General features: G+C 36.8%; 13 protein-coding genes and 2 riboswitches. Of the genes, 6 read left to right on the top strand and 7 right to left on the bottom strand.

What is annotated here, in order from left to right:
- Positions 1-41: 41 nt before the first annotated feature.
- Positions 42-1,655, bottom strand: a complete 1,614-nt coding sequence (nikA, locus tag MHI22_RS04255; RefSeq protein WP_271913446.1) for a nickel ABC transporter substrate-binding protein — start codon at positions 1,653-1,655, stop codon at positions 42-44.
- Positions 1,656-2,041: 386 nt separating this feature from the next.
- Positions 2,042-2,234, bottom strand: a riboswitch (cobalamin riboswitch).
- 171 nt (positions 2,235-2,405) lie between these two features.
- Positions 2,406-4,703 carry a 5-methyltetrahydropteroyltriglutamate--homocysteine S-methyltransferase gene (metE, locus tag MHI22_RS04250; protein ID WP_340811123.1) on the bottom strand — a complete coding sequence of 766 codons (2,298 nt, stop codon included), beginning with the start codon at positions 4,701-4,703 and terminating at the stop codon, positions 2,406-2,408.
- Positions 4,704-4,882: 179 nt separating this feature from the next.
- Positions 4,883-5,061: riboswitch (cobalamin riboswitch) on the bottom strand.
- A gap of 555 nt (positions 5,062-5,616) precedes the next feature.
- On the opposite strand from metE, the gene MHI22_RS04245 reads away from it, so the two are divergent.
- The 3 genes from MHI22_RS04245 (at position 5,617) to MHI22_RS04235 (ending at position 8,599) form a co-directional block, all read left to right on the top strand.
- Positions 5,617-7,098: an Lsa family ABC-F type ribosomal protection protein gene (locus MHI22_RS04245; RefSeq protein ID WP_340811122.1), complete on the top strand. Its 1,482-nt coding sequence runs from the start codon at positions 5,617-5,619 to the stop codon at positions 7,096-7,098.
- A gap of 213 nt (positions 7,099-7,311) precedes the next feature.
- The gene (locus tag MHI22_RS04240) at positions 7,312-8,004 is read left to right on the top strand and encodes a DUF3888 domain-containing protein (RefSeq protein ID WP_340811121.1); all 693 of its coding nucleotides are present in this window, start codon (positions 7,312-7,314) and stop codon (positions 8,002-8,004) included.
- A 229-nt stretch (positions 8,005-8,233) separates the two neighbouring features.
- Complete coding sequence (locus MHI22_RS04235; protein ID WP_036126354.1) at positions 8,234-8,599, top strand: hypothetical protein; 366 nt, start codon at positions 8,234-8,236, stop codon at positions 8,597-8,599.
- A 233-nt stretch (positions 8,600-8,832) separates the two neighbouring features.
- Here MHI22_RS04235 and pdxR read toward each other — a convergent pair whose 3' ends face one another.
- Entirely contained in the window at positions 8,833-10,248 is a 1,416-nt protein-coding gene (gene pdxR / locus MHI22_RS04230; protein WP_340811120.1) for a MocR-like pyridoxine biosynthesis transcription factor PdxR, read from the bottom strand.
- A gap of 168 nt (positions 10,249-10,416) precedes the next feature.
- Between pdxR and MHI22_RS04225 the strand changes: the two genes are divergently transcribed.
- Positions 10,417-11,034, top strand: a complete 618-nt coding sequence (locus tag MHI22_RS04225; protein ID WP_340811119.1) for an FMN-binding negative transcriptional regulator — start codon at positions 10,417-10,419, stop codon at positions 11,032-11,034.
- A 48-nt stretch (positions 11,035-11,082) separates the two neighbouring features.
- Here MHI22_RS04225 and MHI22_RS04220 read toward each other — a convergent pair whose 3' ends face one another.
- Positions 11,083-11,601: a GNAT family N-acetyltransferase gene (locus MHI22_RS04220; protein ID WP_340811118.1), complete on the bottom strand. Its 519-nt coding sequence runs from the start codon at positions 11,599-11,601 to the stop codon at positions 11,083-11,085.
- A 124-nt stretch (positions 11,602-11,725) separates the two neighbouring features.
- Between MHI22_RS04220 and MHI22_RS04215 the strand changes: the two genes are divergently transcribed.
- Positions 11,726-12,343, top strand: a complete 618-nt coding sequence (locus MHI22_RS04215) for a YczE/YyaS/YitT family protein (RefSeq protein WP_036126364.1) — start codon at positions 11,726-11,728, stop codon at positions 12,341-12,343.
- 66 nt (positions 12,344-12,409) lie between these two features.
- Here the strand turns inward: MHI22_RS04215 and MHI22_RS04210 are convergent, their stop codons facing one another.
- Positions 12,410-12,613 carry a hypothetical protein gene (locus tag MHI22_RS04210; RefSeq protein ID WP_340811117.1) on the bottom strand — a complete coding sequence of 68 codons (204 nt, stop codon included), beginning with the start codon at positions 12,611-12,613 and terminating at the stop codon, positions 12,410-12,412.
- A gap of 20 nt (positions 12,614-12,633) precedes the next feature.
- The gene (locus MHI22_RS04205) at positions 12,634-12,900 is read right to left on the bottom strand and encodes a DUF4304 domain-containing protein (RefSeq protein WP_340812695.1); all 267 of its coding nucleotides are present in this window, start codon (positions 12,898-12,900) and stop codon (positions 12,634-12,636) included.
- A gap of 469 nt (positions 12,901-13,369) precedes the next feature.
- Between MHI22_RS04205 and MHI22_RS04200 the strand changes: the two genes are divergently transcribed.
- Positions 13,370-14,284 (top strand): C40 family peptidase, encoded by a 915-nt coding sequence (locus MHI22_RS04200; RefSeq protein ID WP_058844408.1) that lies wholly within the window; start codon positions 13,370-13,372, stop codon positions 14,282-14,284.
- 518 nt (positions 14,285-14,802) lie between these two features.
- Here the strand turns inward: MHI22_RS04200 and MHI22_RS04195 are convergent.
- The gene (locus tag MHI22_RS04195; protein ID WP_036126369.1) at positions 14,803-16,332 is read right to left on the bottom strand and encodes a DHA2 family efflux MFS transporter permease subunit; all 1,530 of its coding nucleotides are present in this window, start codon (positions 16,330-16,332) and stop codon (positions 14,803-14,805) included.
- Positions 16,333-16,717: the final 385 nt, after the last annotated feature.

Genomic DNA, 16,717 nt, shown 5'->3' with positions numbered 1-16,717 from the left:
AAGAGAGAGCTGTCTGTGCAAGACATACTCTCTCTTTTTTATTACTCTTTATCCATTTGTGCATAGGGAATATCATATTCAGATGCACGTGGAGCAAAATCCTTCATATATGGTTGATAAATTACATTATTTGTTTCGTAAGAGATAGGATAGAAAAGTGCTTGATCATGGAATATGGATAAAATATCCGTGTAAAGTTGCACTCGTTCCTCTTCATCTGTTCCCACTAATAATTGATGAATTTTCGTATCGATGTCTGTAGCGTTAGATAAGCCTAATTTTGCCTCATAAACACCACTAGCATTTGGCGTAGCTGACTCATTTGCAAAGCTATGTGGGTCGGTTGGTGGTCCGTTTGTACGCCAGAAATTAATATCCACCTGATCATCCATTAATTTTTGAAGACCGACCATCACATCTGCACCTTCTAAATTCAACTGTACCCCTATTTTTGCTAGTTCACCTTGCATTAATTCCGCCATTGGCTTTTGGATTGCATCTGTTGCGATGTAGATTAAATCTAATGATAATGGTTGCCCGTTTTTCGAACGAATTTTTTCGCCCTTCTGTAACGTCCACCCTGCCTCATCTAGTAGTTGCTGCGCTTTTTCAGGATTATATAAGATTGGCGCTAACTCTATATTGGCATAAGGAATGGCATCCCAAAATAATGTGTTAGCCACTTGTTCTGTACCATGTGTAATACTGTCAACCATTTGTTCCTTATTGATAGCATATTGAATGGCCTGACGAACCTTTAATTCGGCTAACGGTCCCGACTGAGTATTGAAGAGTAACGCTTTCGTAGACAAAGGCTCAGAGGTAGCGGTTTTGTATTTACTGCTATCTTTTAAATACGTATAGTTATCTAAACTAATGATGCCACGACCATAAATTAAATCTAATTCCTCGTTTTCAAATGCTAATGAAATCGATTCTGAATCTGGGATAATTTTAACTTTAATTTGTTCTACGAGAGGCTTTTCTCCCCAATAGTTTTCATTGCGACTAAATAAAGCATATTCATCTTTTTTGTACTCGGTTAATACCCATGGACCTGTTCCAATAGGTGCCTTGATCGAATCTTGTGTCGCATCTCCGGCTGGGAATCCATTATCCCCTAAAAAACGGAATGGTCTTACAAAGGCAAGCTCGTTTAAGACAGGATAATAAGGTTCATCTAATTGCAAGCGAATTGTAAAATCATCCACTTTCACAACCTCTTTCATATGGTTGACCATACCCATCCAAGAATGCATTTCCCGATCCGCTAATACTGCATTGAAATTACGAATCACATTATCTGCATTAAACGCAGTTCCGTCTGAATACTTAACATCTTTTCTTAAATGAAAAGTATAAGTCGTTTTATCTTCTGATATGTCCCAGCTTTCTGCTAGCTTTGGACTAACAGTTCCATCGTCGTTGTATTCCACCAAAGATTCATAGACCATCGCTTGTGCGGTCATTTGATTGGGTAAATATGTATGGGGGTTCAATGGGCCGACATCTAATGGCCACCCAATTGTTATCATTTTTTCATTTGTTTGCTGTGTTCCTGTCTCTCCCTTTTCTTGATCTGTGCTTGTACAACCAGCAAGTACGCTGAAAGTTAACACAAGGATGAAGGGAAGTACATACTTAGTCAATCTCATTTTCTGTCTCCTATCTCTATTCGTGGTACAAATGAATCTAGTTATAGATAGATGGAAAGAAGGTATCAACAATGCGTTCAAATTTTTCGAGCTAACGAGTAGAAGTTGATTTGCATTGTGCAGACACCTTTTCAAAGTTTGTGATATCCGCTAGAGGCTTTAGACACACCGACATTGCCACAGGACGTGGTGCTTTTTGACGTTCAGAGGGCATTTAAACAGCCATTGACTATTTATCTTCTTATAGAAAAAGAAGTCTTCTGTATGTGCTACTACAAAAACATTTGCTGAATCAAACTAAAAAAACCTTATTCTAAAAAAGAATAAGGACAGAAAAACTTACAATGAGTAAGCCTCCATCCATCTCCCTATCTTTCGTAGATCATCAATGAATCTCCTTACAAGCAGGCATTCTGGCTCATGAATCATGATTTTGCTTCACCTTCCCAAGTAATCACTTAGTGGTATTTGAAACAAAACTCCTCATTTACAGCTGCGGGACAGCATGGGATTTACACCCATTTTCCTTTTAATTGAATGAAAGTCTTTTTCACTCAAACTTGTAATGATCGCTATGAAATTCGTTATAAACATAACATGCTCGATTGTTCACGTCAATTTTATTTTCTGAATATAATAAAAATCTTAAAAGAATGAAACAACAAAAGACCAGGTCCATTTTTTTCCTGGTCTTTGTTGTATTTCGGAGAGAAGATGTAGTAGTTGTAGTAGATTTATAAAATGATGTCGTTATCTCGAGATAGATTGTTGTACTTCCTGGCGTAATGTTTTCGTTGCAGCAACCATATTAGCCAAAGCTGCAACAGTTTCAGTTTCTTTTCTTGTTTTTAAACCACAATCTGGGTTCACCCAAAATTGATGGGAATCTAACACCTGTAAACTATCTCTCATAATAGTTAGCATTTCTTCATTGCTTGGCACACGAGGACTATGAATATCATAAACGCCTAAGCCAATGCCCTTTTGATAAGGTTGCCCTTGCAGTGATGTAATGAGCTCCCCGTGACTTCTTGATGTTTCAATGGAAATCACGTCTGCATCAAGTGCACTAATCGGTTCGATGAAATCGTTAAATTCGCAGTAGCACATATGTGTATGGATTTGTGTTTCATCTTTGACACTAGCTGTAGCCAGCTTAAAGGAATTAACAGCCCATTCTAAGTAAGCTCCCCATTCTTCTTTTCGTAGCGGTAAACCTTCTCTTAGAGCTGGCTCATCCACTTGAATAATTGAAATACCTGCGTTTTCGAGTGCCTCAACCTCTTTGCGAAGTGCTAATGCAATTTGATAAGCGACATCTTTACGTGACAGATCGTCTCGTACAAAGGACCAATTTAATATCGTCACTGGTCCTGTCAGCATACCTTTTACAAAGCGCTTTGTTAAGCTTTGAGCATAGGCTGACTCTTTTACAGTTATTGCTGAAGACCACGCAACATCTCCATAAATGATCGGTGGCTTGACACAGCGTGAGCCATAGGAAACGACCCATGCTTTTTTTGTAAAGGCAAAGCCAGTCAGCTTTTCACCAAAGTATTCGACCATGTCTGTACGCTCAAATTCACCGTGAACGAGTACATCGATATCTAGTTCCTCTTGTATCGTAATCCAGCGTTTTGTTTCCTGCTCTATAAATGCCTCGTAGGCTTCATTTGATAATTGTTTTTTACGCCAAGCATTACGATTCCTTTTCACCTCATCAGATTGTGGGAAGCTTCCGATTGTTGTTGTTGGGAATAGCGGTAACGCTAACGCTTGCTGCTGCATCTTTTGACGCTGAGCAAATTCACTATGTCGTTCAAAATCTTGCGTTGTCACAGTTTGAACTGCTTGATGGATCAACTTGTTTTGACGGATCGGATGGTTTTTAAGAGCCTCAATTGCCTTCATACTTTCAGAAAAATTATGCTGTAAGATACCCTCTGTATCTCGTCTACATTTAGTTAGCTCCGTGATTTCTACAATTTTTTCATCTGCGAAGGCTAAGGCATGCTTCAGAACAGGGTCAATCTCATTTTCAAGAGCAGTTGTGATCGGTACATGTTGTAGATTGCTGGATGGTTGAATCCATAGCTCTGCCGCATTACTTAAATGCTCAATTGCCTGAATTGTAGCATTGACCTCCGCTAAGTTGGAACGCCAAATATCACGTCCATTAACAACCCCGACTGCCAATACTTTGTCCTGAGGGAAACCATATTGACGAAGTGACGCCATATTTCCTTTATAGCCATGAACAAAGTCTAGGCCAAATCCTTCTACAGGCAATGTAATCAATGTTTCATAGCTGCATAATGCTTCAAAATAAGTTTGCAGCATGATTTTCGCTTCTGGAACCGCAACGGCTAACTGGTCGTAAATCTCTTGCACAAGCTTGATGTCTGCTGGATCAAGGGTTGTGACAAGTGATGGCTCTTCTAGTTGAATCCAATTTGCACCTGCCTCCACTAATTCTTTTAATACTTGCGTATAGAGCGGTATTAGAGCTAATAAGTATTCAACCTGTGTGAATTTGCTATAGCCTTTTGTTAACTTGCAGAATGTATAGGGACCAATCAATGTTGGCTTTGCAATAATACCGTACGTTTCTTTCGCCTCTAAGAAATCGGCCAACACTTTATTTTCTGTTAGTTTCAAGGCCTGTCCCTCGTATTCAGGAACAATATAGTGATAGTTTGTATTAAACCATTTTGTCATCTCACTAGCTACAGCTGTTTTATTCCCTCTTGCTACGCTGTAGTAGGTAGATAAATCTACTTTCCCTCCCTGCCAGTTAAAGCGTTTTGGGATGAGACCAAACATTAATGCTGTATCTAACATTCTATCGTAATACGTAAAATCGCCAACTGTCACCATGTCGATGCCAAGCTGTAGCTGCTTGTCAATTCTAGCTAAACGGATTTTCTTTAAACTATCCTCAAAATCTTCTTCAGAAAGCTCGTTGCGCCAAAATGCTTCTAATGCTTTTTTCCATTCGCGATCTTCCCCGATATACGGGTAACCAATGAGTGTGCTTGTATAGGTCATTTTTATATCTCCTTTTCAGAAAAAAATAAAAAGCCATTTTCCAAGGAGGAGAATGGCTGCTAGTTAAAATTTTTAATGCTAAAACAATACGAAAAAAGTATCTACTTTCGCATAAATCATTTGTTATCGCACAGTGCCGATTTGGTCACTTTTCACCACCTATTTCCACGTAGGTATTTGGTGTGTACTAGAAATTGGCAGGTCTCCTGGCTTCTCATCAACACGCCTCACAGCCTTCCCGGTTTCCCAGTGGCCTTTGTGATTTGCTCCGAATAACAGTTGCGGGACAGCGTCGGATTTGCACCGACTTCCCTTTTAAGCCAAACTTTCATTTGGCACCAATTCTTACACATTATTCAATTATGCTCCTACTATAACATATCTTTCAGAATAGTAGAAATAATTTTTATACGATTATCTAAATTATTTCTATAATTATTGTAGGGATTGGTTTAAGAAGATAAGGCTACATTGTATTCCATAAAAAAATTTGTTACTATAAAAATACAATTATGAGAGGACTGATGAATGGACAATGATGAACTAATCTATATTTTTATTTGAAATGAATCACTTCAAACGACAAAATATAGGATTAGTCTATCCATTTTTAACAATCAGTTTGCGTTTATTTGTCATGATGTCATTGGCAAATAAAGTTTATTCAGTGAGAGACTAATCCTTCCAATATCCAATTGGGGGGATTTTTTCTTGCTCTCATAGTTTATTCTGTATCTTTCATCTACCTAATAAAGGAGAGAAAAAAATGAGCGATTCTGAACCTATTGTGACGCATGTGATGCTCCGTATAAGTCGTTAGCATCCATCAACTTATACGGAGAAATTTAGCATAGATGGATGTACCGACTTTGTATAAAAGAAAAATGATTTGCTATACAAAGGAGGAATTATCATGTCAATGATACAAGTACAAGACTTAACGTTTTCTTACCCAAGCAGCTTTGATTATATTTTTGAGGGTGTCAACTTTCAGATTGATACAGATTGGAAACTTGGATTTATCGGTAGGAATGGTCGTGGGAAGACAACATTTTTTAATTTGCTATTAGGGAATTATGAGTATAGTGGGAACATCATTTCTTCAGTAGAATTTACTTATTTCCCCTATCCTGTTTCAGACCCAAATAAATATACGTACGAAATTTTTGAAGAAATTTGCCCTCAGGCAGAAGATTGGGAATATATTCGTGAAATAGCCTATCTAGATGTCGATGCTGAGGTCATGTATCGCCCTTTTCAAACATTATCTAATGGAGAGCAAACAAAGGTGTTGCTTGCAGCGCTCTTTTTAACAGAGGGACAGTTTCTATTAATTGATGAGCCAACCAATCATCTCGATACAGATGCACGAAAGACGGTCTCTGATTATCTACGCAAGAAAAAAGGATTTATTTTAATTTCGCATGACAGAGCCTTTTTAGATGGCTGTGTTGATCATATTTTATCGATCAATAGAGCCAATATTGATGTTCAAAGTGGTAACTACTCGACTTGGAAGTTAAATTTTGATCGACAGCAGGAACATGAAGAAGCAACTAATCAACGTCTGCAAAAAGATATCGACCGTTTAACGCTGTCTTCCAAGCGTTCGGTAGGTTGGTCTAATCAAGTGGAGGCTTCCAAAAATGGAACTACGAATTCGGGTTCTAAGCTGGATAAAGGCTTTGTTGGACATAAAGCAGCCAAGATGATGAAGCGAGCAAAGAACTTGGAATCTAGGCAGCAAAAAGCGATTCATGAAAAATCAAAACTGCTAAAAAATGTTGAAAAAACGGAATCTTTAAAAGTACAACCATTAGCATTTCCATCAAAAGACATGGTTGTTGCAACGGATGTATCAATTCAGTACGATGACAACTTTGTGAATCAGCCTATTAGCTTCAAAGTGACGCAAGGTGATCGTATTGTTCTCGATGGCAAAAATGGAAGCGGAAAAAGTAGTATCCTAAAGCTGCTTCTTGGCAAGCCTATACAGCATACAGGCTCTATACATTTAGCTGCTGGCCTTATTATCTCCTATGTTCAACAGGATACTGCTCATTTGAAGGGATCGTTATCGGATTTTATTGAAGAGCATGCTATAGATGAGACGTTATTTAAATCTATTCTGCGGAAGATGGACTTTGAGCGGATTCAATTTGATAAAGACATCTCACATTATTCAGGTGGGCAAAAGAAAAAGCTGTTGATTGCCAAAAGTTTGTGTGAAAAAGCACATCTCTATATTTGGGATGAACCCTTAAATTTTATTGATATTTATTCGCGCATGCAGATTGAAGAGCTTATTCAAAGTTTTAATCCTACAATGATTTTTGTGGAGCATGACCAAGCCTTTCAACAAACCGTGGCAACGAAAACAATATCTTTGTCATAAAGGAATCATATAGAGAAGAGTCCATTTTCAAAATGGATTCTTCTTTTTAATGATATTGAAACCAAGTGACACCTTTATTATTTTTATCTTTAACTATAAAACGTTTAATAATTTTCTGTGATCGACGCACACTATAAAGAAATATTTTATAGAAAGGCTAGCAATCCCATGAAAAAAATCGCTACTTTAATGACTATAGTCATTATTTTGATTATGCCCAGTAAGATTTATGCACAAAGCGAACAAGCTGATGAGAAACTCATCACTGATACATTGATAACAATCCTTAATCCATTTATAGAAAAGGAAATTGACCATTACTACGGCTATCCTAAGCAGTATGGCTTGTATGATGCGAACATTTTGAACGTTACTAGGGAAAGTCAGTTTAGCTTTAGGGTTAACGTTCAAGTTACTACTTTTGAACATGCCCATTCCCCACCATATAGCAAGGAAATCATTACGTTTGAAATCAGTCCAACTGATGTGAACACCCTTCACTATAAACATGAGGCAGATAATGTAGAAAAAGCAATAGATGCATTCTATCGCACAACACTTTCAGATATACAGCAGAGCTTTAATTTGAATTTAGCCTCGTTCATTTCCTATCGATACAATCAATTGCAATACAAGGCTGAAATAAATAATGAAATGAAGCCTCTTGCTACGATTGCAGATGAAATAGCAAACAATATTTTATTTCCTGAGCGAAAGATACCCTATAAAAATGTAGTTGACCCTGTCACCTTTATCAAAGACAATACAGGCTATATGCTCTTTAAAAGGGCAGATGGGACCAATGTAAGCTATCAGCTGCAAAAGAAAGACGGCACATGGACCGTAATAAATAAAGCAAGTAAGCCAGGTAAGAAAATGCAGCATCAATTACCCTGGTATATATAAAGAAGAATGGGAAATGTAATTTTTCCGATTCTTCTTCTTTTGTTAAATAATTTTATAATTAACATTTTTCTATCATCCCATTTGTGGGAACTCCTTAATGGCTAAATCTTTATTATCTTTATCGTTTGCATGAGTCCATTCCACATTATTGAAGGAAAATATTAAGCATTAAAATTTTTCTGAAAAAGTGTTATGATCAGAAAGGATTTATGATTGATGGAGGATTTAAATGAAGGTTGATTTTGAAGAATTATTACATGGTGTTTTTTCATCTTTGCATGCGATAGAAGGCGTAAAGTCTGTCGATTGCATTCTTGAAGTTTTAAAAGATCGAATTGTTTTCCCGGAGATTACTATTTTGATACTGAATGCTAGGTTTGAATTGGTCTATTTGTTTAATGAACAGAAAGTAGTGTTTAAAACGTTAAGAGAAGCTTCGATTGATTCAAATTATATAGAAGAAATCAATTTAATTAATCAGCATTGTAGTTCCATTGAAGGTATTCTAAATGATTTTATTAACACAGATACACTTAAGAATTATTCTTTAAGCCTTCTTTCCTTAAAGTATAAAGAGAAAATTCCGAATAGTTAATATTGTGACAGAGATAGCGTTATGAAAAATGGAATTTGGTAAGAGTTTCTTCTACCAAACTCCATTTTTTAACTCGCCAAGTCTTAGCATTTCTGTTGAAATAAGATGGTTTGTGCAATGCCAATAAAATATGCTGATTCCGCAATAATATGATTTAACATAACTTTTGCTGTTACATGCATAAGTCCCTCTCCACTTCCACTAATCTATAGAAATAGAGCTTTCAAAGACAGTCACAACATGCTGGGGCTATCAAACCAAGCATGTTTTAATAGCTTAATCCCCTTGTCAATCTCTTCTACCCCTAAATTTGCAAATCCAAGCAAAACTTTTGCGTGCTGTATGACGGAAGGATTGGCGTAAAAAATAGAGGTTGGGTATACTTTTACACCTACCCGTTTTGCTGTTTCAATTAGTTCTTCTTCAGACATTTTATTATTTGGTTCGAGTAGAATATGTAAGCCACTACTAGCCCCATGTATTTTCACGTTATCCCCTAATATTTGATGAATGGACTTTAGTAAAGCCTCATATCTTCTTTTATAGCCATTTCGTGTTTTATTCAAATGTCTCTCCCAATGCCCACTTTCCATAAATAACTGTAAGGTATGCTGATGAAGTCTCGATACAGTTTGAACATAGTAGTTGTTGTTATTAAATAAAAGGGTTAATTCCCTTGGTAAAACCATATAGCTTAGCTTGATGGAAGGAATCAATGATTTTGAAAAAGTGCCCATATAGATGACGCGGTCATTCGAATCTAATCCTTGTAGAGCAGGTATAGGTTTACCTGCATATCGAAACTCCCCATCATAATCATCCTCAATAATATAAGCATTTTCATCCTTGGCCCATTCTAATAATGCTAGTCTTCTTGAAATCGGCATGACCGTTCCGATGGGGAATTGATGGGAAGGGGTGACATAAACAGCCTTGACCCTACTATTTCTTAACTGGCTGATATGAATGCCATGTTCGTCGAGAGGGATAGGTTTCACCTTTATACCATGATCCTTAAACAAGTAACGAACGCGATAATACCCTGGATCTTCCATAGCAAAAAGCTCATTTCTTCCAATTAAATTACATACGATGCCCATTAGAAATTGCAAACCTGCACCAATGACAATTTGGTCTCCTTGGCATTGTACCCCTCTTGCTTCATAAAGATAGCTTGCAATGTAATTCCTTAATTCAAGCTCCCCTTGCGGATCTCCATATAAAAGCAGATGAGCCTGCTCTTCATTCAGGCTTTGCAGTGTTAATGTACGCCATATTTTATAGGGGAAATCTTTTAAATTGATATCTCCATAATTAAAGTTGTACTTAATTGAAGGTAGTTGTTGTTCTTGCGGAGTTGCTAACTGCGGCTCAAAATGATTAGAACTTGTTTGAAAATAGCCCCTTTCGAGTTCTACAACATAAAGCCCCTCTCGTTCTTTACTAATTACATAGCCCTCTGCAAGGAGCTGCTGGTAAGCTGCATCAACCGTGTTGCGACTAATCTGTAAATGTTTAGCTAAGCTGCGCTGAGACGGCAATTTGGTTTGAGCTAAAATATTTCCATTTTGAATTTCAGCTTTTATATAGCTATATAACTGAAGATAAAGTGGTTCTTCATTATGCAAGTTAGGTGTCATTTCGAGCATGGCTTATTGGCTCCTTTGAAAATAGCTTTACTGGCACTTTTAAGAGGTACCAGTGATTGATTATAATAAAATCTACATTGTAGAGGGGAAAATGTAAAGACGTGTAATCACAATAGTTTGTTTATTCAAAAAGCTCACAATGGTTTGATGAGATAAGGAGAGGTTTGCATGTATGTTCCAAAGTACTACAAAATAACAGATTTTGAAGAAATCAAAGATTTTATTCAAAACAATGCCTTTGCGACAATTGTTTCAATTAGAAAAGGTAAACCAATAGCAGCCCATATCCCTGTACTGCTGAATAAAATTCAGGATGACTATTACCTGACAGGTCATTTAGCTTATGGAAATCCTTTATGGAAGACCTTTGAGGACGTGAATGACCTTCTCGTCATATTTAATGGGCCTCATGCCTATATTTCTTCCTCTTGGTATGAGCATGAAAATGTGCCAACTTGGAATTATCAAGCTGTCCATATATACGGAAAAGCAAGCCTTATGAACGGAAAAGAGTTAGAGCAAGATTTGACTAGCTTACTAGAAAAATATGAGAAATTCCGTGAAAAGCCTGTTTTGTGGGATAAACTATCGCCTGAGCTTTTACAGCAAGAAATAAAAGGGATTAAAGGATTTAAAATAAAGGTAGACGAAGTGCAGGCTGCCTATAAATTAAGCCAAAATCGTAATGCTAATGATTATGCCAATATTATTAGCGAGCTTTATAAAGAACAACAACCTCAAGCTGATGCATTGGCAGATGCCATGAAGAAAAATAGAAATGACTAATAAAAATGGCAGAAATGTTGTTTTATCAACGTTTCTGCCATTTTCACTTTATTCGAGCGTTTTGGTCATGATGAGATCCATTTGTTTTTCATCCCCCATATAAAAAGAATGAGCACCTGTTTGAACAAAGCCAAGTTTCTTATAAAAACCGATAGCATGGTCATTTTTCTCCCAAACGCCTAGCCAAATGCTTATTTTGTTGTGTGCAATAGCTACTTCCATTGCTTTATTGATGAGGTATTTACCGAGCCCTTTGCCTTGAAATTTATGTCGAATATAAATTCTCTCCACCTCGAGTGACTCATCCCCCATTTGTTCGGATTGTGCCTCATTGACATTTACTTTTAAATAGCCAGCTACTTCTTCATCATCATAGATAAAATAGAAGGCTGAATCGACATTGGTCAATTCATGCTCTAGCTGATGATCATGAAATGCACGCTCTAAATAAGCTTTCATATTATCAGGCGAGTTTTGGTCTTTAAACGTGTCATTGAATGTTTCGATGCTTATTTCTTGAAGCTTTTTTAAGTTTGCTAGACTACATTCCTCTAATTTAACGGTCATTGCTTCCACTCCCTTATCGTGAACTCTTTCTAGATTTTATATTGCAAATGCAACAAAAAGAGTATATAGTCAATTTAACGTAATTTTATTGTATTTGCAATAAAAATGAAAAGAGGGCTTTCGTTTGAAATATATCTTTTATGTAGTAGGCATTTTCATTTTAACGCTAGGTATTTCTCTAACAATTCATTCCAACCTTGGGACTTCCCCTTTTGATGCGGTTTTAGTCGGATTGTCTAATCATGTAGGTCTAACTGTAGGAAGCTGGGAAATCATTTTGGCTATCCTATTAGTCGGTAGTAACTCCATATTAGCTAGACAAAAGCCTGAAATAGTAGGGCTGATCACAGCATTTATCACAGGTATAGGAATTGATATGTGGTTACTGCTATTAAATGATTTAGCAATACTATGGTATAATCAGGTGGTTTATTTTGGCATAGGGCTAGTTGTGACAGGATTAGGAACGGCAACCTATTTACATACAAATTTTGCGCCAATTCCTGTAGACCGACTAACCTTAATTATAAAAGAGCTAACAAACAAATCGATTTTTTTCTCAAGAACGGTTATTTACCTCTTTTTCTTAGTGTTGGCGATGTTGTGTAAAGGACCAATCGGTGTCGGTACATTATTAACGGTTTGCTTAGGTGGCTTTATCCTGCATTTCTTTATGCCCATTACTGGAAGAATACTAGATACTCTACTGAATACGACTGTAAATGATCAAAATAAAAGCTAAAATAGAAAACCAGCTACTCGATGAAGAAGGAGTTCTAGTTTTGTGATAGCTACTCTTCATCAAGTTTCACTCCAAATTGATTGAAGATAGCCTTATATTTTTTTCGAAAATGGCCCATCGCTGTTCAGTTCCATGCTTTTTCTGCCATTCATGATAATAACGCTTAGCTGCTGTTACATCATTTAAATGTAGAAATGGGCCAGACGTGTAATAGTTTATAATGGATCTGGCATTAGTCATCGATTCAAAGAAATGATGAGCCTCTTTCATCCCACGAAGTAGCATTTTTCTTAAATCATCCATATTCGTAGTAGGACTGATGGGACATCGAGATCAGGTATACCTTCGACAATTGATTCAATTCTTGCTCGGAAGTGACATTCTGCTTCTTTTGATGCTGTCAGAATCTCTTTCGATTGAACGTGTGCCAACTCGGTTGCGTAAATATAGCAATTCATATAACACATGTTATTAGCAGACTTTTGGAAATTGAACATATAGTTAAGATTGTCGGTTGTTTTATAGAAATTCAAACTTTTCTTGTTGTAGCCAAGCATCGAAAGGAATGGCTTGATGTTCTGTTTTATTAACTTATTAAAAATCTGCTGCAATAGAATCCCTCCTATCAGGTTATTAAGTAATGAGGTTCACAGGTTAATTTCATTTCCTGTTAAAATGATGTCCTTCTCTTTTGAATGGATTTTTTCACCTCTTGATTATCGACTAATTCTTCCCAAATCATTTGTCATAATTCTATGTTTTTATATTTTGTTCAATGGTTTTTGGTTTTTTAATATAGATGAAATATATAAAATAGCACTTATATCCCTACACATCCAATAATTTCATATATTTTTGGTAAAATTACCCGTGATTATTGCAGAAGTTTTACACAGTTAAAATTAAGGTTTCAATTTAGCTGTTTAGGGGTAATCGGTAATATTATTGAAAAATAACGCTTGTCTCTTTCATGCTATTCTTACTTTAGTTCAAAAGCGAAAGTTTTTTGAAAGGAGTAAGATTTAATTGAAGAAAAAATGGTTACTACCCATTTTCGCCTCATTTATGTTCTTCACAGGCATAGGTGTTCATGAAGCGAAAGCGGCAACAATAGCAGATATAACAAATACAGCAAAAGCATATATAGGTGTACCTTATCAATACGGGGGCACAAATATTAAGACAGGTGTGGATTGCTCTGCATTTACACAAATTGTTTTTTCAAAGCTAGGGATTTCACTAGAACGTACATCCAAAGCTCAATATCAGCAAGGAACTTCGATTGCTAAAGATCAATTGAAGACTGGTGATCTAGTATTTTTTAATACTTCGGGAAGTGGTATCTCCCATGTCGGCATATACATAGGTGACAACAGTTTTATTTCAGCTACTACAAGTTCTGGTGTTAAAATTGATAACATCAATGACCCTTATTACTGGGGATCTCGTTACGTAGGGGCAAAACGCGTGGCGAACTTCACTGAAAATGAGTTTGGAGAAGTAAAAGATGCTGAAATCGACTTTAGCGTTTATGCTTCACGTGGAGAAGTAGCTCTTAAACTGGCTAAGCAATTACAATTAGATACTAGTAGCACCAATTCAAGTTTTCCTGATGTAAAACCATCGTCTAAATATGCGGGTGCTGCTGAGGCACTTAAAAAAATCGGCGTTTTTACGGGGGATGAAAATGGCAAATTCAATCCAGGTTCTCCTATGACACGCGGTCAATTATCGAAAGTTTTAGTGGAAGCATTTCATTTAAAACAACAAGGAGCGGCAGAACAATTTGTCGATGTTCCAAGTGCGCATTGGGCAAACAATTATGTATCCATCCTCGCTTCCAATAAAGTTACAGTTGGTAAAGGTGACAATGTATTTGGGGTGAATGACAATGTTACACTCGTACAATTAGATGCTTTTATCCAACGATTAGCTCAATAACTAACTTCAAAGAGGTGTTTCATCTATGGATGAGACGCCTTTTTGTTCTGTAGCTCCCCCACCTCCAAAGCCCGCACTAATTATATTCACATCAAAATTATATAAATAGATTAAGATAAACGCTATATTAGCCGAACGTACCGAGCTAAATCGAGCCACTTTTTATTTGCATTTTATAGATATGAACGATCTATTAAAACAAGTAGTGTACGATATTTCCAACGATTTGTCGGTAAAAATAACGCTGACTTTGCAGATTGACACCCTTGCTTCAAAAGAAAAGTTTATATGATGTTAACGGACTTGATCGTGATAGAGAGAGTTTGCGAATCCTAAAGAAATAACATTATCAATGGATATTCTTGCTTCTTCTGTACTAGGAGTTGCTCAAAGATGGGATTCATTTTAGCTCTGAATAGATAGCCGGCCAAATTATTGAGTTGTATCGATAATTTTTTATAAATCCCCTTTATCCAAATAAAAATGGGCGTTGCTTAAGCTTAGCAACGCCCGTTTATTTATTCTTCCACTATTTTTTCATTAACTTCCCCACTAGCATGATTTTCATGACTAGGTTTAACTCGCTTAATAAAGAAGGCAAGGACGAGTGCAATCGCTGCAATCAATGTTGACAGGAAGAATGTATAAGTTATACCATGTAGCATGGCTTCGTTCATCAATTGTTGCTTTAATTCCGCAGCAGACTGTGACGTTGTTTGAGTTGCATTAGCACTCATATTGTTCATCGCACTTGCAGCTAATTCCTCTGCTTTGACAGTTGTTTTATTGTTCATAATCGTAATCAATACTGCTGAACCTATTGCGCCTGAAACTTGTTGTAATGTGTTGTTCATCGCTGTTCCATGTGGATTATTATGCGCTGGTAGCTGATTCAAACCATTTGTCATTACTGGCATCATTACCATGGACATCCCAAACATACGTAATGTATACAGCACCACTAGTGTAGAATAAGCCGTATCCATACTAATTTTGCTAAAGTAATACGTCGTCACAATGGTGATAATCAAGCCAAATACGGCCAAGCTTCTTGCCCCATATTTATCAAAAAGCTTCCCTGTAATAGGTGACATGATCCCCATCACAATCGCACCAGGTAGCATGAGTAGACCTGAATCCATTGGTGAAATACCACGGATTGTTTGAACGTAAATCGGCATTAAAATCATAGCTGAAAACATTGCCACCGAAATGACAATGGAGATGGCTGATGATAAGGCAAACATTGGATATTTGAAAATACGAAACTCAAGCATTGGTTCCTCCAGTCGTAGCTGACGAAGGATAAAGGTAATTAAAGCGAGCGTTCCAATAATGATCGTTCCGTATACAAGGGCATTATCCCATCCTTTTTCTCCAGCAGAACTAAAGCCATAAAGCAAGCCACCAAATCCAATACTTGATAAAATAAGTGAAATTACATCGAGCTTAATAGGACGTTGTGGCGTCACATTCTTTAATTTAAAGGCTGCGAAAATTAATGTTAGAATGGCAATTGGTAGTACAAGATCAAATAACATTCTCCAACTGTAATGCTCAATTAGCCACCCCGAAAGAGTCGGTCCAATAGCTGGAGCTGTAATCATTACGAGACCGAACATCCCCATTGCAGCGCCTCGTTTTTCGACCGGAAATGCAGTCAGCATAACATTCATTAATAGAGGCATCATAATCGCTGATCCTGCAGCTTGAATCATTCGCGCCCCTAGTAACACACCAAATGCAGGTGCAATACTAGCTAAAAATGTACCCAATGTGAACAAGGCCATCGCGGTAATAAATAATTTTTTATCCGTAAAGCGTTGAATGAAGAACGCGCTGGCGGGAATTAAAATACCGTTAATTAACATATAACCTGTTGAAAGCCACTGTACTGCCGTTGCATTCACATCGAATTCAATCATAATGGCTGGAAGCGCAATGTTTAGTAAGGTTTCATTTAATATAGCAACAAATGCCCCAATAAATAAAATGGCAATCATGCCGTATGGCGTTTTTGTCTCAACTGAAATGGTTTTCTCTGACATATAGTATCAGTCCTACTTTCTTTATCTTTTTCAATTTCATTCACATGTTTAGGAAGCCTTTCGATTACCTTTAAGTCCTTAAAAGATTTGAACTGCTTCGTTCATTTTTCCCCCAATCTGCTGTTTTGCCCCTGTTGATTTCATCAAAACCACCCCTCAAAAAAAAGACTATTAAAAGTGTTGACGAAGAATAGAATGTATTATATAATTAAAATAGGGATAATGCGCTGTATAATAAATATACAACGTCTATCTATATAAATTTATCATAAGACATGCTTTATTTCAATGTGTTTACATAAATTATTTTCACAAAAAAGTCGATTCCTAAACTATAGGAATGCGACTTTTTTCATTATATTTTTATTAAGCCTTCCCCGTTCAT

This window comes from Lysinibacillus sp. FSL L8-0312 (assembly GCF_038003285.1).
GTDB lineage: Bacteria > Bacillota > Bacilli > Bacillales_A > Planococcaceae > Lysinibacillus > Lysinibacillus fusiformis_D.
Note: the sequence above shows the minus strand (reverse complement) of the source record. Positions and strands in the feature narration are given on the sequence as shown.